The sequence below is a fragment of the Streptomyces aureocirculatus genome (genome assembly GCF_000720475.1).
GTDB lineage: Bacteria > Actinomycetota > Actinomycetes > Streptomycetales > Streptomycetaceae > Streptomyces > Streptomyces aureocirculatus.
The window spans coordinates 145,132-165,661 of the sequence record NZ_JOAP01000001.1 but is presented as its reverse complement, the minus strand read 5'-3'; the positions used below and the strand labels follow the sequence as shown (position 1 = coordinate 165,661).

The 20,530-nt window shown below is 72.6% G+C and carries 15 protein-coding genes and 1 pseudogene; 10 read left to right on the top strand and 6 right to left on the bottom strand.

From position 1 onward, the window contains the following. Window positions 1-17 precede the first annotated feature (17 nt). On the bottom strand, window positions 18-2,093 hold the full coding sequence (locus IG78_RS0100655) for a M6 family metalloprotease domain-containing protein (RefSeq protein ID WP_225881884.1): 2,076 nt from the start codon (window positions 2,091-2,093) through the stop codon (window positions 18-20). A gap of 251 nt (window positions 2,094-2,344) precedes the next feature. Between IG78_RS0100655 and IG78_RS0100650 the strand changes: the two genes are divergently transcribed. Next, window positions 2,345-3,088 carry a class I SAM-dependent DNA methyltransferase gene (locus tag IG78_RS0100650; protein ID WP_030558884.1) on the top strand — a complete coding sequence of 248 codons (744 nt, stop codon included), beginning with the start codon at window positions 2,345-2,347 and terminating at the stop codon, window positions 3,086-3,088. 36 nt (window positions 3,089-3,124) lie between these two features. On the opposite strand, the gene IG78_RS0100640 is transcribed toward IG78_RS0100650, so the two are convergent. Further along, entirely contained in the window at window positions 3,125-3,556 is a 432-nt protein-coding gene (locus IG78_RS0100640) for an SRPBCC family protein (protein ID WP_030558882.1), read from the bottom strand. A 413-nt stretch (window positions 3,557-3,969) separates the two neighbouring features. Here IG78_RS0100640 and IG78_RS0100630 point away from each other — a divergent pair, with 413 nt between their 5' ends. Next, on the top strand, window positions 3,970-4,761 hold the full coding sequence (locus tag IG78_RS0100630) for an SAM-dependent methyltransferase (protein ID WP_030558880.1): 792 nt from the start codon (window positions 3,970-3,972) through the stop codon (window positions 4,759-4,761). A gap of 48 nt (window positions 4,762-4,809) precedes the next feature. Here IG78_RS0100630 and IG78_RS0100625 read toward each other — a convergent pair whose 3' ends face one another. Next, window positions 4,810-5,646, bottom strand: coding sequence for a DUF3592 domain-containing protein (locus IG78_RS0100625; RefSeq protein WP_037684665.1), 837 nt, complete (start codon window positions 5,644-5,646; stop codon window positions 4,810-4,812). 123 nt (window positions 5,647-5,769) lie between these two features. Further along, window positions 5,770-6,192: a hypothetical protein gene (locus IG78_RS0100615; RefSeq protein ID WP_030558876.1), complete on the bottom strand. Its 423-nt coding sequence runs from the start codon at window positions 6,190-6,192 to the stop codon at window positions 5,770-5,772. 114 nt (window positions 6,193-6,306) lie between these two features. On the opposite strand from IG78_RS0100615, the gene IG78_RS0100610 reads away from it, so the two are divergent. From IG78_RS0100610 to IG78_RS41455, 5 genes are all read left to right on the top strand, one after another. After that, on the top strand, window positions 6,307-7,728 hold the full coding sequence (locus IG78_RS0100610; RefSeq protein ID WP_051852245.1) for a hypothetical protein: 1,422 nt from the start codon (window positions 6,307-6,309) through the stop codon (window positions 7,726-7,728). After that, complete coding sequence (locus IG78_RS0100605; protein WP_225881883.1) at window positions 7,725-9,110, top strand: hypothetical protein; 1,386 nt, start codon at window positions 7,725-7,727, stop codon at window positions 9,108-9,110. The genes IG78_RS0100610 and IG78_RS0100605 overlap by 4 nt, the downstream gene beginning before the upstream one ends. Before the next feature lie 3 nt (window positions 9,111-9,113). Then, window positions 9,114-12,452: a hypothetical protein gene (locus IG78_RS50885; protein WP_030558871.1), complete on the top strand. Its 3,339-nt coding sequence runs from the start codon at window positions 9,114-9,116 to the stop codon at window positions 12,450-12,452. Between the two features lie 74 nt (window positions 12,453-12,526). After that, entirely contained in the window at window positions 12,527-12,925 is a 399-nt protein-coding gene (locus IG78_RS0100595; protein WP_030558870.1) for a DUF4440 domain-containing protein, read from the top strand. A gap of 48 nt (window positions 12,926-12,973) precedes the next feature. Then, window positions 12,974-14,326, top strand: a complete 1,353-nt coding sequence (locus tag IG78_RS41455) for a cytochrome P450 family protein (RefSeq protein ID WP_037684664.1) — start codon at window positions 12,974-12,976, stop codon at window positions 14,324-14,326. Between the two features lie 7 nt (window positions 14,327-14,333). Here IG78_RS41455 and IG78_RS0100580 read toward each other — a convergent pair whose 3' ends face one another. Further along, entirely contained in the window at window positions 14,334-15,074 is a 741-nt protein-coding gene (locus IG78_RS0100580) for a TetR/AcrR family transcriptional regulator (RefSeq protein WP_030558868.1), read from the bottom strand. Between the two features lie 248 nt (window positions 15,075-15,322). Here IG78_RS0100580 and IG78_RS0100575 point away from each other — a divergent pair, with 248 nt between their 5' ends. Continuing rightward, window positions 15,323-17,563, top strand: a complete 2,241-nt coding sequence (locus IG78_RS0100575) for an MMPL family transporter (RefSeq protein ID WP_030558867.1) — start codon at window positions 15,323-15,325, stop codon at window positions 17,561-17,563. A gap of 98 nt (window positions 17,564-17,661) precedes the next feature. On the opposite strand, the pseudogene IG78_RS50880 reads toward IG78_RS0100575, so the two are convergent. Beyond that, window positions 17,662-17,760, bottom strand: a pseudogene (locus IG78_RS50880) (TIGR03620 family F420-dependent LLM class oxidoreductase); the annotation flags it as partial. A 134-nt stretch (window positions 17,761-17,894) separates the two neighbouring features. On the opposite strand from IG78_RS50880, the gene IG78_RS0100570 reads away from it, so the two are divergent. Together IG78_RS0100570 and IG78_RS0100565 are read left to right on the top strand one after the other, a co-directional pair. Further along, window positions 17,895-18,767 carry an RNA polymerase sigma factor SigF gene (locus IG78_RS0100570; protein WP_030558866.1) on the top strand — a complete coding sequence of 291 codons (873 nt, stop codon included), beginning with the start codon at window positions 17,895-17,897 and terminating at the stop codon, window positions 18,765-18,767. A gap of 293 nt (window positions 18,768-19,060) precedes the next feature. Then, window positions 19,061-20,461, top strand: a complete 1,401-nt coding sequence (locus IG78_RS0100565; RefSeq protein ID WP_051852244.1) for a TolB family protein — start codon at window positions 19,061-19,063, stop codon at window positions 20,459-20,461. Window positions 20,462-20,530 lie beyond the last annotated feature (69 nt).

Here is a 20,530-nt window from a genome sequence, read left to right as displayed (position 1 = left end):
CGTCCGCGAGGTGTCCGCTACGGCTTGCCGGACTTGCGCACCTTGCAGACGGCCGTCGCGGTCTTGCCGGGGTCGCTCTCCGAGCGGGCGGTGAGCAGGACCCGGTTCTGCCGCTCGGCCTTGGGCCCGGCCTTCACGGCCACGTCGACCTCGACCGAGCCGCCGGCCCGGGCGGTGGCGAGCCGGTTGGGCAGCCACGCCGACCAGTTGCGCCCGTACGACGTGGCGGTGAGCCGGTAGACGTCCGAGCCGAGGTAGCGGTCCACGTTCTCCGGGTGCCCGGCCTGCCCGGGCCCGGCGCGCCCGGTGTTGGCCAGGTCGAAGGAGCACACCGCCCGGCGGGCGGGGTCGCCCTTGGCGTGGCCGCGGCGCAACTGGACTCCGCGGCGCTGCTCGCCGTCACCGTCGAGGGACTTCACCGCGACGGTGTACGAGAGGACTCCGGCGCGGCCGCGCCGCAGGTCCAGTACGTAGAAGTGCAGCCGGTTGGCGCGGTCGACGTACTCGTACTCGCTGCCGGAGTCGGCGCCCGCGTGCAGCAGGGCGTCGCTGAGCTGCCGGTAGTCGCCCATGGTGATCTTCTGCGGGGTGCCGTCGGGGCGCGTGTAGTCCACCATGTCGATGTCCTCGGGGTGGGAGTCGATCACCCAGGCGAACGGGGCCCTGTCCTCGTTCTTGGTCTTGTTGAGGAGCACGCCGTGGTCGGGCGTGAAGGAGTCCATGCCCATGCGGTCGACGACCTCGACGGTGTAGTTCTCGTAGCCGCCGCCGTCGCACAGCGGGTCGGCCTCCGGCTTGCAGGCCGGTGACAGATCGCGGTTCATGGCGATGTTGACGCCGCTGAGCTCCTTGGCGCCCGGCGGTGCGGAGCGCGCGGTGACCCGGGCGACGACCGTGCCGGAGTCATCGAGCGCGTCGCGGTCGAGGCGGAGCACGTTCTTCTCGTCGACGATCCCGAGCTTGAGCTTGTCCCGCAGGATGTGCTGGGCGCCCATGGACGCGCCGTTGGTGGCCGGGATCTGCCAGCGGGTGTGCGGGCCGCCGGGGCCGTTGAAGGAGCCGCGCGAGAGCATGCTCCAGATGCCCGTGTAGGCGCGGCGCAGGGGCTTGCCGTAGGGGTTGTTGTAGTTGTCGCCGATGCCCATGATGTGGCTGAGCTCATGGGCGTACACGCCCATGCCGGAGCTCTCGGCCTGGGTGGAGGAGCCGTTGGAGGCGTTGGGCCAGATACGGGCCGCGGCCGCCCAGGACGTCCACGGGACGTAGCGGGTGCTTGCGGAGTTGCCGCCGGTGGAGATGGGGGCGGGCGGCCCCCACTTCGCCGGTACGCCCCGCGGGGACGCGAACTTCATCTGGCCGAACTCCTGCCACACGGACGACTCGTCCTGCCCCGCGGTGAGGTAGAAGACGAAGTCGAACTTGGCGGTCTCGGCCTCGCCGACGTCCGCGATCCACGCGGCCTTGCCGTCGGTGCGGATGTTCTTGCCGCAGGTGGTGTTCCGCGGGCAGGCGCCGGGGTTCATCTGGGGTTCGATGCCGTACTGGAACGACTTGTGCGGCATGCGGTAGACGCCGAAGGCCGTCAGGTCGACGCCGATGCGGCCCCCGGAGTCCTCCATCCAGTACTCGTTGATGGTGTGGCCGCGGTTGAGCGCGCCCGGCTTGTTGAGGAAGTCGCGGTAGAAACCGGGCACCTGCGCGCGCGGAATGCCCGCGGCGCCGGTCTGCGGGTTGCCGAACAGGGTCGACCCTGCCGGTTTGCTGACCGTGAACTCCTCGTCCGGGTAGTCGAGAAGGACCAGGGCGCCCTTGAAGGTGCGCTGGGTCGGCTTCCGGCCGGGGTCGGCCCAGTCCGTTCCGGGCACGGACCGATAGTCGGCCCAGGTCATGTCGTCGGGGTTCTGCCAGCGCTGCGGGTCGATCGGCTGGACGAGCGGAGGCCCGCCTGCGGGCTCGGGGTTCGCCCGTGCGGGTCCGACGGCGAGCGGGGAGAGGAGCAGGCCCAGGAGCGCGGTGAGGACGGCCGCACGGCGGGTTCTGCCCCTTGGCGGTCCTGCGCGGTGTATTCGGGTACTGGCGCGGCGGAGGAACAAGGCTCACCTCTTGCCTTGGGGGTGTGGACAAGAACATGACAAGCCGGTCAGCGGTACCTTCCGCCGGGTGCCACCGGGGAGTCAACAGCCTTTTGGGACGGGTTCGGCTGCTGGGGCGCCGCTGTCCGGAGGGGCGCCGCTGTCCGGAGGGGAGCCGCTGTCCGGAGGGGAGCCGCGCGAGCCGCGAGAAGCCGCCGAGCCGCCACGAAAATCCCGTGCGCCGCTCCTGCCACGGCCGCTACCGTCCTGGGATGCCAGATGAGGACGGATACTTCGGAGAAGACATCGCCACCGACTACGACGAGTCGTCCGCCGCGATGTTCAGGCCCGAGGCCGTGGACCCGGTCGTCGACGTACTGGCCGGACTTGCGGGTGCGGGACCGGCCCTGGAGTTCGGCGTCGGCACCGGCCGGATCGCGCTGCCCCTGGCCGCCCGCGGGACACCGGTGCACGGCATCGAGCTGTCCCGCGCCATGGCGGACCGGCTGCGGGCGAAGCCGGGTGGCGACGCCGTCGACGTGACGATCGGCGACTTCGCCACGACCACGGCCCCGGGCGGCCCGTTCGCGGTCGTCTACCTCGTCTTCAACACCATCAACAACCTGACCACCCAGAACGCCCAGGTCGACTGCTTCCGCAACGCCGCCGCCCAACTGCGGCCCGGCGGCACCCTCGTGATCGAGGTGGGGGTGCCGGACCTGCGCCGCCTGCCGCCCGGACAGACAGCCGTGCCGTTCCGCGTCGACGCCGAAGGGTGGGCCTTCGACACGTACGATGTCGCCACCCAGGCGATGAGTTCGCACTACGTGACCATCGACGACGGCAAGGCCGAGCACTGGTCCATCCCGTTCCGCTACGTCTGGCCCGCCGAGCTCGACCTGATGGCGCGCCTTGCCGGACTGCGGCTGCGCGACCGGTGGGAGGGGTGGTCGCGGGCTCCGTTCACCGGTGAGAGCACCGGGCACGTGTCCGTCTGGGAGAAACCGGCGGCCTGACGCGGGCGCGCCGCTTCGCCGGGCGGGAGGCAGGCCCTAGGTCAGCAGTGCCGTCGCCGCCCGCCCGAACATCCAGGAGGCCGTCCGCGCCACCACCGGGTCCGCGAACCCGGGCACCCCGCGGACCCGCAGCTCCTCACGCCACACCACACGTGCGCCCCGCCCCCGCGCATGCACCTCGATCTCCGCCCACCCCGTCACCACGGAACCCCGCTTGACGAGGCGGCACAGCCCGTACCGCGTGGGCTCCGGCGGTTGCCAGACGACCACCTCCATCGGATCGTCGAACGCGAACCGGCCGATGCCCGACCGAGGCGTGAACACGGTGCCCTCGCCGTACGGCGGCGAGCCGGACACGGTGACGCTGGTCAGCGGCACCACCTGTCCGTGCCGTTCCCAGTCCGTCAGACGGAGCCAGGCATCGGCCGGGCTGAGCGGGGTGGCGCGTTCGACGCGGAAGAAGGCCATGGGGCGATCGTAGGACCAGAAAAGATCTTGCTGGTGCACCCGGGCGCAGGGCCGGGCCAAGGCTCTGCGTGACCCGGCGGCCCCGCGCGAGCCACGGGCCTGGCTGTGCGACGCCGGTTCCGCTGTGGGCGGACGGAGCAGGGGGCCTACTGGCCGGTGCCGCAGGGGTGGCTGAGTGTCGGGCAGCTCACGCTCCTGACCGTCTCCCTCATCGCCACCTTCGGTCGTACGGAGTTCGATCGTGAGGAGCCGGTGAAGGCCGATGACCCTGACGCGTCTCTTACCGGGGGTCCCACGACAATGGAGCGGACCATCCGGACGCCCCGGCCGGCCGTCGACGCCCAGCGCGTCGCACCCGGCTGCGGCTCCGGCGCGACGCTGCCCGAACCGGAAGAACCCCGAGGAGCCCGACGATGACCGAGTCCCTGGCCCGCACCCCCGAACAGCCCTCCACTGAGGGAGAAGTGAGCAGCGCGCGCTTCTGGAACGCGGCCCAGGGCGGCAAGGACAACTACGAACGGGACCGGGCCGCCGTCGAGGCGGTGGAGAAGATCGCGCCCGGCATCACGGCCGACGCCCGCTCCGCCCGCCAGTTCTTGCGCCGGACCGTGCGCTGGGCCGCCGCGGAGGCCGGAGTCACCCAGTACCTGGACCTCGGCGCGGGCCTGCCGCTCGAACCGGACATCCACCAGATCGTCCGCAGGCACCAACCCGGCGCACGCGTACTCTACGTGGACAACGACCCCGTCGTCCTGGCCCACCAGAGCGCCTACCAGGACCCGCCCCTGAGCAGCTACATCGACGCCGACATGCGCGACACCGACGTCATCATGCAGCACGTCGCCGACCGCTTCGACCTGACCAAGCCCGTGATGCTCACCTTCAGCAGCGTCCTCGGCCACTTCTCTGACGAGGAGGCCCACGGCGTGACCGGACGCCTCCTCGCCCACCTCGCCCCCGGCAGTTGTCTCATGCTCAGCCACGACATCCCCACGCCGTCCATCATCGCCGCGTGCGAGGTCTACTCCGCGGCACCCGGCGCCCTGCCCTACCAGCCCCGCACCACCGAGCAACTGCTGCGCTTCTTCGAGGGCATGGACATAGTCGACCCCGGCCTCGTGCCGCTCTTCGCATGGCGCCCTGACGACGAAACGGAGATCACCGAGGTCATGGGCTACGGCGCGATCGGCCGCACCCGAGCCTGACAGGGCCTCGCACCCGAGCCTGAAAGGGTCCCGCTCCCTCGCCCACGTTCACAGTGTGACGGCGCCCGCCACCACCCCCGCCACACCGGCGATCGCCATGAGGATGATCACTCCGATGCTCCTCTCGTTGTCCCTGCGGTCGGCGGCCGGGTCGGGTGTGTAGACCGCCGGGTCGGAAGGGGCGTAGTGGATGGTGAGGTTCCGACCGAGGGAGCGGCCAAGGTCGGCGATGCCCTCCCGGCACAGGACGGTGACGTCGACTCCCTCGCGGGTGGTGAACGTGACGACGGGGGCGTGGTTGACGATTTCGTCGCCCTCTCCGTCGGTGAAGACGTCCTTGGTGACGGACACGACGCGTGCCGGGACGGCGACGGCCGATGCGAGCAGGGCGTCACGGGTCCGTGCGAGGCGGATGTCGGGGCTCGCCGCCGCGAACGCGATGAGGAGGACACCGAAGCCGAGGAGCGCCCACGGGAAGCCCCGGGCGACAGCCGCGTGGATCACCACGCCGACGAGGAGCAGTATGAGCGCGCAGTTCGGCCCTGTCCGGCCCTTCTTCTCATCGGGGTCGAGCACGACACGGAACCGGTGGGGGCGGCCGCGCGGATAGCGCACCTCCAGCGCACGGCCCACCCATGCCTCCTCGACCGCCGCTCCGTGCCTGCCGGTGTTCGCCAGGGTCAACTCCCGCCCGGTGGCGGGGTCGTGGAACGTGAGCGTCACCGGTATGCCCGGCCGTTTGGAGGTGCCGTGCGCGGGCAGCTCCACGCGCACGATGCGGGCGGGCACCCACACCGCCCGCTGGGCCCGGCTGAGCCCGGCCCACGACAGGGCGTAGCCGAGCACCGTCCACGCCGCGGGCACCACCCACCACAGCTCAAGCACCTCAGGGCCCCCGTCTCTCGGGAACGCTCCGTGCCGGCACCTCCGCCAGCTCCTTGAGGACCCGGACGTCGAACGTGAGCAGGACGAGGTCCGACGCCGCCGCTTCGTGAACGGGTGCCGCGGTCACGGGGTCACACCGTCCCCGGCGTAGAGGTAGGCGCCGGGCCTGCCGGGGTCGGTGATCAGGAGCACCTGGTCGCCGGAGCGCGGGATCCGCAGTTTGGAGACGATGGTCCGCAGGGCTACGTGCTCGGTGGCGCCGGGCACCTGGAGGACCAGGTCGACGACCGGATCGAAGTTGACCAGTTGGCCGGTGTCACCGACGGACACGACGACGGCGGGTACCGTCGGCGCGCCTGCCGCGAGCAACTGCCGTACGTCGCTCCCGGATCGGTAGGCGCCGATGGACTGCTGTACGCGGGCGAAGTCCTGGCCGCCGAGGAACGCACGCGTGGTGCGGCCGTAGAAGCCCTTGCCGGACGCCACCTTGCCGGCGATCTCGGCGGCCCGCTCCTCACGGCTCTTGCGCCGTCCGAAGATTCCCATGGTGCTCTTCCCTTCTGGTCGTTCCCGGTCGGGGACGAGGGGAACGCTAGGAGGCCCGGTGCCGCTACCGATCCCAGGTTCGAGCGCCGCGACCGCACGGCGTACTCTCCTGCCATGCCGTCCCCGAGACAGCCGACAGGCGAGCGCCGGCCGCGCGCCCTGGTCATCGACCGCGCCTGGCGTGACCTCGGCCCCGGCCTCGCGTCCCTGAGCGGCCCCGACGGCGCGCCGCTGACCCGGACGGTCAAGCTGATCGTGCTGCCGCTGATCGTCAGGCCCGCCCACCGTCCCGAACTGGCCGCCGACTTCCTCGAAGCGACGGCCGCCGCCCGCCTCGAGGGGTTGATACGCGGGTCCGGTCCGCCGCTCATGGCGACGGCACAGTGGTTCACCCTGCTCAAGAAGGTCCGGCGGGCGCTCGGCGTGGTGGCGGGCAACCCCCAGGACCTGTACTTCCAGCGCTGCTTCGAGCTCGCCGTCGAGCACGGCGTCCCCCGGGCGGGCGCGGACGTCACCGCGAGAGCCGTGGTCCAGGACGTCGCCGACACGACCGGCGGACGCACCGTCGAAGCCCTCAAGAGCCATCTCGCCGACACCGCACGGCGTTCCCTCATCGAGGTGGAGCTGGCCGCCGCCTGGGAGAGCCGCCCGCCGCCCGCCGACGCCGGTGCGGCCGTCGCGCTGGCCGCCGAAGCCCTGGAGGCCTGCGGCACACCGGAGGGGGCCGCGCACTCGCCCGCCTACGCGGCCATGGTCGAAGCGGACCACGGCGGCCTGTTCGGCAGAGCGCTGTGGGCGGCGCCGAGAGGTGTGTGGGCGGCGGGCGACGACCTCCCGGACCATCTGGGCCTTAGCGCGCGACGGCTGCCGCCACGGCCGGAAGTGGGCCGGGGGGCGTCGACGGCCACGCTGCCCGCCCCGCTGGACCGCACGCTCTTCGAGCGGCTCTTCGTCGTCCTCCAGTCGTCGTCCCGGCGGGAGGAACTGCCGACAGTGCCGGAGCTCGTCGCGCGCGAGACCGGCCGAAGCTGTGCTCCGCTCGGCCTGTACGACGCGAGCCTGCGCGTCGCCGTCGTCCTCGGCGGCGGGCTCGCGTGCGGCCTCGACCCGCTGGGCACCGGACAGCACGCGCCCGGCCGGACGGCGGCGCACCGCACGGTCAACAGCCGCTGGCGGCGGGAGGCTTCGGTGCTGCGCGCCCGCAGGATGACCGTCTCCCCGCGACCCGACCCCGGCGGTGGCGTCCTGGACGCGCTCGCCCAGGATCTCCGTACCCCGTGGGCGGCCTACATGCGGAGGCTGTGGGTGCGGCTGCACGGGCGGGACGCCCACGACGCGCCCCTGAAGGACCTGGCGTCGGCGTGGGCGGTGCTCGACGGGGTCGCCCGCTCGGTGATGATGGACCACCGTGCCAAGGTCAGGGCGGCGCTGCGGAGCCTGGCGGCCGCTCCGGTGGTGGCTCCGTCGGCGGCCCCGGCAGCCGCTCCGGACGCTGCCCCTGACCCGGTCCTCGCGGCCGAGCGGAGCGGAGCGTGACGGGGGCGGGGGGCGCCGCCGACGTCCCGGTACCGGCCCCTGCCCCTTCCTCGGTGGATGTCCCGGTGGATGTCTCGGCGGGGGAGTGCGGCACGATCCTGGTCGCCCCCGCTGCCGACGACGCGGCCACCGAGGGCCCCGACTTCACCCGGGCCGTGCTCGATGTCGCGGGTGCCGTCCTGACCTGGCCGGTCCTCGGCGCACCCGGGCCTCCCTCGGCGTGGTTGCACGACGCGGGACGGGCACAGCAGTGGCTGTGGGCGCTGTACGGCGAACGCGTCGCCCTCGCCGTGCACGAGCGGGCGTCCGGCAGGCCGACCGGGCGGCAGGACCGGGCCCGCGTGCCGGCGGACCCGACCGCGCTCGCGGGCGACGCGGCCCGCCTGGCCCTCGGGCACTGGACGGCCAGGTGGTGGCCCGCCTCGTACCCGGACGGCATCCCGGTGCTCGAACCGGACGTGCTCGGCGTGGAGACGGCCGCGCTCACCCACCGTTGCCAGCAACTGTTCGACGACGGCGGTGACCAGCCCGACGACTGCGCCGCCGAACTCATCGAGGACCACCAGGCCGCTCTCGCCCCGCTGATCCAGTGGTGGCACGCGGCGCCCCGGTCCACGCACACGGCCCGCCACCTGGAAACCGTCCTGTCCCTCGTCGACGCCGCGGCGGACGGCGCGGGACTCGACGGACCCGCCCTGCGGCACCTCCGCGCAGCCCTCGGCGAGCGGCGTCGGGCCGGGGCGCCCGCCGACCCCGGCACGCTGTTCGCACGGCACGGCGGCTACGCTCTCGCGGCGGGCGCACCGACCGCCACGGGCGCCCGGATGATCGCCCGGGGCGCGGGAACCAACGACTGGCGCCGCTACCCGCCCGGCTTCGTCGACGCGGCGGAGGACGCCGTGTCCTGGACCGTTAGGGCCCTCGGCGCACGGCGGCGGATCGAGGTCGAGGTCGTCGCGCACGGCGCGGCCCCCACCGCCGGCGCACCCCTCGTCGCTGAGGTGCGCGTGAACGGCGGCCACCGGAACCGGGTGTCTCTCGCGCGGCGGGACGACCTGTGGGCAGGCCACGCCGACCTGGACCTGAACACGGGTCCGCCGACGGGCGCACAGCCGCCGCGCGTCGAGGTCGCCGTCCTGCTGCCGGGCTTCGACCCCGGACCCGCCCCCGCGCCCCCCACCGGGCCCGGCGCGACGCCCGGAGCCGGGACCAGTCCGGCGAACGACCGTGCCGCCCGGGACGCGATCCGCGCGCTGGCCCGGCGCCGCCTGGCCACTGCGGCACCGAACCTCCCGTACGACGTGCCGCCGCACGCCGCCACCGCGGTGCCGTTCCTCGCCGAGACCGCCGCCGCTGCCACCGCCGCGGACGAGGACTACTGACCCATGCCAGGCCCGGACGGACAGACGGACGACAGGGAGGGGAACGCCGCGGTGACGCAGTTGTACGGGGAGCCGTTCGACGGCGGCTTCGCCCGCGCGGAGCAGTACCAGTTGGCCGGCGAGCACACGGCCGCGGCCGCGGTCTACGAAGAGCTGCTGACCGTCGCGGAGACCATCGAGGACTCGCCCGACGTCCAGTTCCTGCGGGCGCACCTGCTGTCCGACCTCGCGAGCGTCCGCCTCACCGCCACGGACCTCGCCGGGGCCGGGTACGCCGTCGACCGGTCCCGTCGGCTGCTCGACGGCGTCGCGACCGCACCGATGGGGCCGCGCGGCCGCCAACTGTGGCTGGAGGTGCGGCTGAAGACGCTGATCGCCGGTGCCGACCTGCTGCGCGGCACCGGCCGCCTCGACGAGGCCCTCGCGGCTCTCGACGACGCGGCCCGCACGCTGCCCGAGTTCGACGACCCCGAGGGGCTGCGCGCGGCCGAACTCGGCCTCAACCGGGTGCATCTGCTGATGGAGCGGGGCGAGTGGGGAGCGGCCGAGGAGCAGGCCACGGCGCTCCTGGCGACCACACCCCCGACCGCCGTGGAGGCCCTGCCGCGGCTCCTCACCGCCCTCGGCCTGATCTGCGCGTCGACCGGCAGGTACGACCCGGCCGACGACTACCTCGCCCGCGCGTCGGACGGGTTCGTGGCGATCGGTGACACCGGTGAACAGCAGTCGCTGCTCGCGCACCGGGCCCACGTCGCGATGCGGCGGGGCGATCCGGAGCTCGCGGAGCGGCTGTTCACGCGGGCGTCCGCGTTCTTCGAGGCGCAGGGCAGGCCCGGTGACCTGGCGGTCTGCGAACAGGCCCGCGCGTTCCTCGCCGGACAGCGCGGCGACGACGCGGGCGCGAGCGGCCTGGCGGCGGCGAGCCTGGCCCGCTTCGAAGAGATCGGTGCCTCGATCGCCGCCGCCGACACCATGCTCCTCGGCGCCCAGCACGCCTACGGGCGCGGCGACATCCCGGAGATGCGGCGTCTCGCCCAGCGGGCCCGCGACGTGTACCAGGAGCGGGCGGTGTACGAGCGGTGCGCGCAGGTCGACCTGATGCTCGCCCGCGCCCTCGACGACCACCTGAGCCGCACCGAGCACGGCGAGCACGGCGAGCACGAGCGGCGGTCCGTCGACACCGCGCTCTCCCTGGCCGTGCCGGCGGCACTGGCCCTGGAGGCGGCGCGCTACGACTTCGTCACCGCGCACGCCCGCAGCCAGTGGCTCGCCCTCGCGGACGACGCCGTGCGCCTCGTCTTCCGTCTCGCCGTACGCCGACAGGACCAGGGGCTGCTCTTCGAAATGGTGGAACACCGTTGTGCGGGCGCCTCCCTGGTCCTGGAGCGCACGCCGCGCCAGGGCGACGTGCCCGTCTTCCCGGCCGCGGCCATGAAGGCGCACCGGGAGGCGGAGGGGCCGGACGTGCTCGGTGGTGTGGCCGCGGAGGCCGCCGCTTCCGCCGGGCTGCGGGTCGCGCCGCCGCCGAAGGTACGGATGGCGCCGGAGTCCGGCCGCGTCGCACTCCAGGAGTACATCGCGGCGGCCGAGTACCGCTACCGGCGCCGGATCGTGGACGAGCACGAGGTGCCGTTCTGGGCCACCGACGGCCTGACGAGCCGTCCGGTGGTCCAGGTCCGCCTCGTCGACGCCGGTGATCTGTTCATGACCTGGACCTGGGCTGGCGGGGTGCAGGGGTTCGGCACGGGCCACGGGCCCGCTGCCCAGGTCGACGGCGCGGTGCGGGAGCTCGCCGCCGCGCTGCCCGGAGCGGCGGGCGGGCCCCACGGGGGAGCGGAGGGTGTGCGGCGCGCGTTCGTGTCCGGGGCGCTGGCCGACCGTGCGGCCGAGCAGCGCCTGGCACGGCTCCTCGCCGAACAGCTCTGGCCGCGGGGACTGACCGAGCAGATCCGCCAGGTGTCGGCACGCGCGGGCCGCCCGCTGGTGCGGGTCCAGCCCTCTCCGCGGGTCGCCCAGGTCCCCTGGGAACTACTCGCCGTGGACGGCGACGTCCGGCTCGTCGAACTGGCGGACGTCGTCACCACGGCACCCGCTTCGCTGCGACGGCGGGGGGAGGGTTCGGCGAGCGGGTGGGCGGAGTCTGGCGCGGGGGCCCAGGGGTACGCGCGCTCCGGACCGAGCCCTGCTCCCGCAGGCCCCGCTTCCGACGCGGGTCCCGCCCCCGGTGCGGGCCCTGTTCCCGATGCGAGCGCCGCCTCCGGCGTGGGCGCTGCTTCCGGTGCGGGCGCTGCTCCTGGTGCGGCCCCCGCTTTTGGTGCGGGCCCTGTTCCCGGTGCGGGCACTGCTCCTGGCGCGGGCCCCGATCCCGGTGCGGACCCTGCTCCCGGCGCAGGCCTCGCTCCCGGCGCGGGTTCTGCCCCCGGTGTGGGTCCCGATCCCGGTGCGGACCCCGCTTCTGGTGCGGACCCCGCTCCCGGCACGGGTCCCGCTCCCGGCACGGCCTCTGCTCCCGGCACGGGCCCCGCTCCCGGCGCCAGCCCCGACCCCGGCGCCAGCCCCGACCCCGGCCCCGTCGTCCTCGTCCTAGACCCCCGGGTCCCCGGCTTCCGGGCGGACTCCCCGCTCGGTTCGGTGCTGGGGCCGCCCGGGTCGGACCCGGAGCTTCTGGCCTTTGTCCGGCGGCGGCTGGCGGTGGGCGCCGTGGTGCCGCGTGTCGCCACCCCCGCGGAAGCGTTGCGCCGTACCGACCTGGACCGGGACTGGCTGAGTGGAGTGCTCCGCGCCGGTGCGCGGCGGCTCATGTACGTCGGGCATGTGAGCGGCGCGCCCCTCGACGGCGGGCAGAGCGAGGACGGCGCGCTGCATCTGTGCTGCGGCCCCGGGACCAGCGGCCTCGCCGAACCGCTGCGGACCCATCGCCCGCTGTCCGCCAAGGACTTACTGCTGGGCTCGCTTCCCCTGCGGGCCGACGGAGAGCCGGGGGCACGAAGGTGGCCCGCGCCGCCGCGGGTGGCCCTCATCGGCTGCGAGAGCGGCGGCGACCTACGGTTCGCCGAGTCGTTCGGCCTGGCGACGGCGATGCTGCACAACGGCGCCGAACTGGTCACCGCCACCCGCTGGGTGCTGCCGACCAGCTTCGCGTTCCACCGCCTCGCCGGACTCCCCGCGTCCGTGCGCCCCCTGACGGAGGCGATCGTCGCCGTCGACACCGCCCATGAGCATCCCGACCCCGTCCACCGCCTCGGCCGCTGGCAGCGCGAGCAGTTGGCCCGCTGGCGCGCGGACGGCCGGATCGAGCACTCGCCCCTGCTGTGGGCGGCCCTCACGTCCATCGTCGTGTGACCGCCGCTCAGGAGGCGGGTGCGCCGCGAAGGCCTCGGTCGAGCGGGACCGCGAGGCGGTGTTACCGTCCCGGCATGTCCAAGGCTGAGATCGACACGCTGACCGCCGAGTTCTTCGGCTCCTTCGACAATCGGGGCGGAAAGGCCGCGGACGTGGCCCGACTGCGTCGGTTGATGCTGCCGGGCGGAGTGATCGTCGTGACCGAACCGGAGTACGCGGCGTACACGGTGGAGGAGTTCATCGGGCCGCGCGAGCGCCTGCTGGCCGACGGCCGGCTCGTCGAGTTCTCCGAATGGGAGACGTCGGAACGGACCGACATCGTCGGCAGCATCGCGTCGCGCTCCGGTGAGTACCGCAAGGCCGGAATCCTGGACGGCGAGCCCCTGGAGGGCGGCGGCGCCAAGACCATCCAGTTCGTCCGCACCCCGGCAGGCTGGCGGATCGCGGCGTTCTCCTGGTTCGACCGGCCCTGACTCCCGGCACGGTGTCCGGTTGCCGTGCCGCGCCCTAAGGTGAGACGCATGAGCCTGGCCGCCGTGCCCCTGACTCCCCTGGACCCGCACGGGCGGGACCACCACGGAGAGGGCGCCCGCTTGCGGGCCCAGGGCGCGGTGGTCGCCGTGGAGCTGCCGGGCGGGGTCGCGGCGTGGCTGGTGACGCGTCAGGAGACCGGCAGGCAGGTGCTCGCGGACGACCGCTTCACCAAGGATCCCGCCCGGTGGGGTGCCTGGCAGCGCGGCGACGTCCCCGCCGACTGGCCACTGGCGGCCATGCTGACCCTGCGGAACATGACCAACGTGTCGGGCGCCGACCACCGCCGGCTGCGCGCCCCACTGGCGCGTGCCTTCACCGCGCGCCGGGTACGGGCTCTCGAACCCCGCGTCGCCGCCCTCACCGGTGAACTCCTCGACGCGCTGGCGCGGTTGCCCGCCCGCGCCGCGGGGGAGCCAGTGGACCTGCGGGCGCACTTCGCCCACCCGCTGCCCATCCGGGTCATCTGCGAACTGTTCGGGGTGCCCGGCCACCGGGTTCCGCGCGTACGCGAGTTGTGCGCCGGACTGTTCGACAGCACGGCCACCCCCGAGGAGGCCGTGGCCACGCACACCGCGCTGCGCCAGGAACTCGCCGAGCTGATCGAGGAACGGCGCACCCACCCCGGGGACGACCTGACGACGCCGCTCGTCGAGGCGGGCGACGAGACCCCCGCGGCCCTCGCGGCTCCCGAGATCTCCGAGGGCCCCGAGACCCACCCGGCCCCCGGCGCAGCGGCGACCCCCGCGGCCCCCCGCCCGGCGAACACCCCCGCACCACCCCGACTGAGCGCGCCCGAACTCGTCGACACCCTGATGCTGATGATCGTCGCGGGCCACGAGACCACGGTGAGCCTGCTGGTGAACGCGGTACGCGCCCTGCTCACCCACCCCGCGCAGCTCGAACTGCTGCGCCGCGGGCAGCAGCCGTGGTCGGCGGCAGTCGAGGAGACCCTGCGCTGGGATCCGCCCGTAGCCAACCTGCCCTTCCGCTACGCCCGCAGCGACCTGGAGCTCTGCGGGCGGGCCGTGTGCGAGGGCGAACCCGTGCTCCTCGGCTTCACCGCCTTCGGGCGTGACGCCGAGCAACACGGCCCGGACGCCGACGTGTTCGACCTCACCAGCGATACCGCCCGGGGGCACATCACCTTCGGCTACGGCATCCATCACTGTCTGGGCGCACCCCTGGCCCGCCTGGAGGCAGCCGTCGCCCTGCCGGCGCTCTTCGCCCGCTTCCCCGGCCTGTCACTGGCGCAGGGCGACCCCGTACCGCTGTCGTCCCTGATCTTCAACAGCCTGAGCCGCCTCCCGGTGGTCCTGGAAGGGGCGCGGCCGCACAGGTGACCGTGGGTCAGGCGACGCCCGATGCCGGAATCCGCCGGTGCACGTCCTCGTAGAGGTTCCGCATCGCCATGCGGTAGAGCTCGGCCTGGTGGACGCCGAGGAACCCGGTGTGCCCGAACACTTCGAGGACGACCATGCCGTGCACGTACCCCCATACGCTCAGGAGCAGGGCGATGGCCGGGGGCGGCAGGGCGAGGTCGCTCGACGGTGACATGTGCTCCAGATGTCCCAGGAACTCCGAGGACAGCGAGCGGACGTCGGCCGCGGCGAGTTGAGCCCGCGTGAAACCGCCGAACAGCTCCCGCTCGAAGACCGCGCTCATCCTGCGGTTCGCCTCCGTGGTGGGGCCGTCGACGGGCGCGTGATAGTGCCGCAGGGGCGTGCCGTACAGGAGCTGGAACCGCTCGGGATGGTCGATGGCCCAGCGGCGGTAGCCCTCGGCCGCGACGACAAGACCCGGCAGGTCCGGGTCGTCAGGCGGGGTCTCGGTGGCCTTCTGCACGGCGTCGGCCAGGTCGCCGTACGCCTTGGTGATGAGCGCGGTGACCAGATCGTCCCGGCTCGGGAAATAGTGGTACAGCGCCTGCACGGTCATGCCGAGGCTCCGGGCAACCGCGCGCAGCGACAGACCGTGCGGACCGTCCTCGGCGATATGGGACTCGGCGGCGCTCACGATCTCCTGGACGGCGACGGCCCGGCGCCGCTCACGCAGGGTCGGTCGGGCGGTCTGCACTTTGTCTGGGGACATGAGGCGACCGTACGACGACTTTTCCTTGCACGGTACCAGGAAACTTTCGTCTGTGAAAAAAATCTAACACTGCTCAATCAAGTTGAACCCCGCTAGCGTCATCGACGGAGACGGGGAGCGCAAGACCGCGTTCCGGGCCTGGCCCGCGTCGTCTCTCGCGTCGGCAGCAGAGCGCACGCGTTTCCGCCCTCATGTCACCCCGGCCGCTGCATGTCCTTTTCCCCGGCAACACCTGAAGGAGAAAGCGCGTGTTCGAACGCATAGCGGAACTGGCGATCCGCCGGTCCCGGCTGGTCCTCATCGTGGCCGCCGTGGCCGTGGTCCTCATGGGCGCCTTGGGCGCCGGTGCGTTCGGGAAGCTGCTGGGGGGCGGCTTCGACGACCCGGCCTCCCAGTCGTCCCGCGCCAGGGAGGTCATCGACGACAAGTTCGGCGGCGAGACGAACCTGGTCCTCCTCGTCCGTTCCGACGACGGCCGGGTCGGCTCCGGGGCCGCCGAGCAGAGCGGCAAGGCCCTGGTGTCCGAGCTCAAGAAGGAGAAGGACCTCGGCAACGTGGTCTCCTTCTGGGACACCAACAGCCCCGACCTGCGCTCCAAGGACGGCCGCGAGGCCGTGGTGCTCGCCCGTGTGGAGGGCAAGGACGCGGAGCTGCAGGAGAACGCCAAGGCGGTCATCGACGACTACGCCGGAACGTACAAGGACACGCTCACGGTCAAGGCCGGAGGCAGTGCGGGCGTGAGCAATGAGATGGGGCCGCAGACCACGGAGGACCTCATCCTCGCCGAGTCCATCGCCGTGCCGCTGATCCTGCTGCTGCTCCTGGTCGTCTTCGGCACCGTGGTCTCCGCGCTGCTGCCCCTCGCCATCGCGCTCGTCTCCATCGTGAGCGTCTTCGCGCAGCTCTTCGTCGTCGGCAGCGTCACCGACGTCTCCATCTTCGCGATCAACCTCACCACCGCGCTCGGCCTCGGCCTCGGCGTCGACTACGCCCTGCTGATGATCAGCCGCTTCCGGGAGCAGTTGGCGGCGGGTGCGAGCGTGGAGGACGCCGTCCGCAAGACGATGAGCACCGCGGGCCGTACGGTCGCCTTCTCCGCCGCGACCGTGGCGGCGGCGCTCGCCGCGCTCATGGTGTTCCCGCAGTACTTCCTGCGCTCGTTCGGCTACTCCGGGGTCGGTGTCGTCCTCATCGCGGCCCTCGCCACCCTTTTCGTGATGCCCGCCCTGTTGAACGTCCTGGGGCACCGGGTCAACAAGGGGCGGATGCCGTGGGTGAGGACGGGACGTACCGCCCCTTCCGGGTCCTCGGTGTGGGGACGCCTCGCCCGCACCGTCATGCGGCGGCCCGCGCTCACCGCGCTGCCCGTGCTCGCCGTCCTGCTGCTCGCGGCGAGCCCGCTGCTCGGCATCACCTTCGGCACGGCCGACGAACGGGTGCTGCCCGAGGACGCCGAGAGCCGCCAGGTCTCGGCGTCCCTGCGGGAGAACTTCAACGGCAACGACGCCGCCGCGCTCCACGTCGTCATCGACGAGGCCGTGGACAAGGCCCCGCTGGCGTCGTACGCGACCAAGCTCTCCGGCCTCGACGGCGTCGCCCGCGTCGAGACCAGCGCGGGGGTCTACGCCGGCGGGCAGCCCAAGGCGACAGGTCCCGGCAACACGGCGCTCGGCCGCGACGACGGTCAGCAGGTCAACGTGGTGAGCAAGCTGACGCCGAAGTCGGACGCGGCCAAGGACCTGGTCGAGAAGGTCAGGTCGGCCGCCCCGCCCGCCGGCACGGACCCACTGGTCGGCGGAGGCGACGCCGAACTGGTCGACTCCAACGACTCCATCGGCAGCAGGCTCCCGCTCGCCATCGGCCTGATCGCCGTCACCACCTTCGTGCTGCTCTTCCTCTTCACCGGCAGCATCGTGCAGCCGCTGCGGGCGCTTGTCCTCAACCTGATCAGCCTGGGAGCGACCCTCGGCGTCATGACCTGGATCTTCCAGGACGGCAACCTCTCCGGCCTGCTCGGCTTCACCGCGCAGCCGATGGAGACCTCGATGTCCGTGCTGATGTTCTGCGTGGCCTTCGGTCTCTCGATGGACTACGAGGTGTTCGTCACCAGCCGGATCAAGGAACTCCACGAGCAGGGTGAGGACAACGAGTCCGCCGTGGCCGACGGCCTCGGGCACACCGGACGCATCGTCAGCGCGGCGGCCGTACTGCTCGCGGTGAGCTTCTTCGCCTTCGGCACGGCCAAGATCAGCTTCCTGCAGATGTTCGGCCTCGGCAGCGGTCTCGCCATCCTCATCGACGCCCTCGCCGTACGCGGAGTCCTGGTACCGGCGGCGATGCGGCTCCTCGGCCGCTCCGCCTGGTACGCGCCCGGTCCGCTGCGCAAGTTCCACAACCGGTTCGGGCTCAGCGAGAACGGCCCCGAGGCCGCGCCCGCACCGCGGCCCGTGCCCCTGCACCCGCAGGAGAAGAACTCGGCGGGCGTCTGACCCCCGCGGTCGCGGCTGCCCGCCCGCGACCGCGCTCCGAGCCCGTGCCCGCTTCCGCACCGCGGAGGCGGGCACGGGCGTGTCCGGGGGAGGGCGGCTCAGTTCAGCAGGGCAGGGGCGAGCTCCCGCCACTCCCGGTCGGGGAGCCCGTCGGCGGTCAGCACTTGCAGACAGACGTGGTCGGCCCCCGCGTCGAGGTCCGCGGAGGCGAGTGACGACCGAGTGTTCTCGGTCTTCGTGAAAACAGTGGGCGTTCGGTGGACATGGATGCCGGAACAGGGGGCACCCGGCGCTGACTCTGTTCTCCACCCTTACTTTTTAAGGCGGCAACGTGACCTACTCCGTCCACGTCCCCGAAGCGGCTGCATCCCGCACGGCACCAGCCGGGGCCACCGATGACCTGCCGTGGATCGAGGACGGTGCCGGGGTCGCTCCCCGGGACGCGCGCGAGCTGACGAAACTCTTCCTGGACCAACTGCAGTCCCTCGAAGAGGGCACGCGGGAGTACCAGTACGCCCGCAACACGCTGATCGAGATGAACCTCTCCCTGGTCAACTTCGCCGCCCGCCGCTTCAGGAACCGGGGCAGCGGCGACATGGAGGACATCGTCCAGGTCGGCACGATCGGTCTGATCAAGGCCATCGACCGGTTCGACCTGTCCCGCGAGGTCGAGTTCACGTCGTTCGCGATCCCCTACATCGTCGGCGAGATCAAACGCTTCTTCCGTGACGCGACCTGGGCCGTCCACGTCCCCCGACGCCTACAGGAGCTGCGCGTCTCCCTCGCGAGGGCGAAGGAGAGCCTCTCCACCACGCTGGGGCACCCGCCCACGGTGAAGGAGTTGGCCGCCCACCTGGATCTGTCCGACGAAGAAGTCATCGAGGGCCTGATCGCCTCGAACGGCTACGTCGCCGGGTCCATCGACACCCCCGGCAGCGAGGACGACTCCGGCGACGGCGGGATGACGTACGCGGACACCATGGGCGAGACCGACCCGGCCCTGGACCTGTTCGAGAACCTGCACGCGCTCGGCCCCGCGATACAGCAGTTGGACGAGCGCGAACGAGCCATCATCGAGATGCGCTTCGGCCAGGAGATGACACAGGCTCAGATCGGCCGCGAACTGAACGTGTCCCAGATGCAGGTCTCCCGGCTGCTCACCCGCATCCTCGGCAAACTCCGCACCGGGCTCCTGAGCGCATGAGGCGCCCGCGCCCGCGGACCGGACGGGCCGCCCTCCGGTCCGCGGGAGCGCACCGACGGTTGCCCATTCCGCGCGAGTACGGTCATCAATTCCGCCGAAGCGCCCTGCCCGGCTGATGCGAACGACGCATCCGCACCGTGGCGGACACCCGGCACATTGACCTCCCGGGTCCGCCCGGTGTTCGCTCCCTTACGGTGCACCTGGCCATGACCGATCGCTGGAGCGGCTGACGGCCGGGGCGTTCGGCGCCGGTGTGCGACATACGGAGACCGTTGTCGACACAGGAGGAACCGATGCCCCTTCACCAGCTTCACCAGCTTCATCAGCGCACCGCGGCCGCCGGCGCCGCGCTCGCCGCCCTCTGCGCCGTGACCGTCCTGTCTCCCGCGGGCGCGTCCGCCTCACCCGGGGGCGCGTCCGCCTCATCCACGGGCGCGTCCGCCGCCCACACCTCCGCGCCGCGCACCGAGCGGGTGAGCGTCGGCCCGGACGGCGCCCAGGGCAACGCCGCCTCCACGAACCCCGCCATCAGTGCCGACGGCCGCCACGTCGCGTTCGTCTCGGAGTCCCGGAACCTCGTCGCGAACGACACCAACGGCACCCCCGACGCCTTCGTCCGCGACCTGAGCACCGGCACGACGGAACGCGTCAGCGTCAAGAGCAACGGAAAGGCGAGCCACGGAGTCGTACGTGAGGTGTCCCTCAGCCCCGACGGGCGGTACGTGGTCTTCACCTCCACCGCCGACGATCTCGTACGCGGTGACCCCAACGACCTCGACGACGTCTTCCTGCACGACCGGCGCACCGGCAGAACCGAACGGATCAGCCCCACCGGCGCCTCCTACGACGGGCTGCGCAGCCGGCTGACGTACGACCCCGCCGTCAGCAGCGACGGCCGTTACGTCGCGTACGCCTCGGGCGCCGAGGACCTCGTCGCGGGGGACGCCAACGAACGGGACGACGTCTTCCTCTACGACCGCAAGAAGAAGACCACGGAGCTCGCGCAGCTCGACAACGACGGCAAGCAGGGCCAGGGCGACGCGTTCGCCCCCGCGTTCGCGGGCGAAGCGGGACGGTACCTCGCCTTCACCTCCAACGCCTCCGGCCTCGCCGGGGTGGAGGACCACTACTCCGCGACGGACATCTTCCTGCGCGACCGCGACAAGGGCACCACGGAACTCATCAGCATCCCGCAGGCCTACAACCGCAAGACCCCGTCCTGGGGGGCCGCCCTCAGCGGCGACGCCCGCCAGGTGGCGTTCACCTCGGCGTCCAGGGTGCTCCGCCCCGAGGGACCGGTCCCGACCGGCACGCGCAACGTCTTCCTCTACGACCGCGAGTCCAAGCGCATGCGCCTGATCAGCGCCGCGCAGGACGGCACACCGGCCAACGGCGAGAGCGACCACGTCTCCCTGAGCCGGGACGGGCGCTACGCGGCGTTCACCTCCGCCGCCTCCAATCTCACCCCCGACGCCGACGACAGCGGCACCGACGTCTTCCTGCGGGACATGCTGACCGGCGAGGTGCGCCTCATCAGCGTCGAGAGCGAGCCGGTGGCCGAGGACACCGCACCGGGGCCGCGGACCGGCGTCAGCGGGGACGGCGGCGCCGTCGTGTACGACTCCCCGGCCGGGAACCTCGTGCCCGGCGACACCAACAACGCGGCCGACGTCTTCCTGCGACGCCTCGGCTGACCGGGGGTGCCCCTTTCAGGGCGCTCCCCTTCAGGGCGCTCTACAGAACCGGCAGGTTCCTGCGGAGCC

Coding starts and splice junctions, on each gene's coding strand:
- IG78_RS0100650 (WP_030558884.1), top strand. CDS start 2,345: ATGCCAGATGAGGACGGATACTTCGGAGAAGACATCGCCACCGACTAC.
- IG78_RS0100640 (WP_030558882.1), bottom strand. CDS start 3,556: ATGGCCTTCTTCCGCGTCGAACGCGCCACCCCGCTCAGCCCGGCCGAT.
- IG78_RS0100630 (WP_030558880.1), top strand. CDS start 3,970: ATGACCGAGTCCCTGGCCCGCACCCCCGAACAGCCCTCCACTGAGGGA.
- IG78_RS0100615 (WP_030558876.1), bottom strand. CDS start 6,192: ATGGGAATCTTCGGACGGCGCAAGAGCCGTGAGGAGCGGGCCGCCGAG.
- IG78_RS0100610 (WP_051852245.1), top strand. CDS start 6,307: ATGCCGTCCCCGAGACAGCCGACAGGCGAGCGCCGGCCGCGCGCCCTG.
- IG78_RS50885 (WP_030558871.1), top strand. CDS start 9,114: ATGCCAGGCCCGGACGGACAGACGGACGACAGGGAGGGGAACGCCGCG.
- IG78_RS0100595 (WP_030558870.1), top strand. CDS start 12,527: ATGTCCAAGGCTGAGATCGACACGCTGACCGCCGAGTTCTTCGGCTCC.
- IG78_RS41455 (WP_037684664.1), top strand. CDS start 12,974: ATGAGCCTGGCCGCCGTGCCCCTGACTCCCCTGGACCCGCACGGGCGG.
- IG78_RS0100580 (WP_030558868.1), bottom strand. CDS start 15,074: ATGTCCCCAGACAAAGTGCAGACCGCCCGACCGACCCTGCGTGAGCGG.
- IG78_RS0100565 (WP_051852244.1), top strand. CDS start 19,061: ATGCCCCTTCACCAGCTTCACCAGCTTCATCAGCGCACCGCGGCCGCC.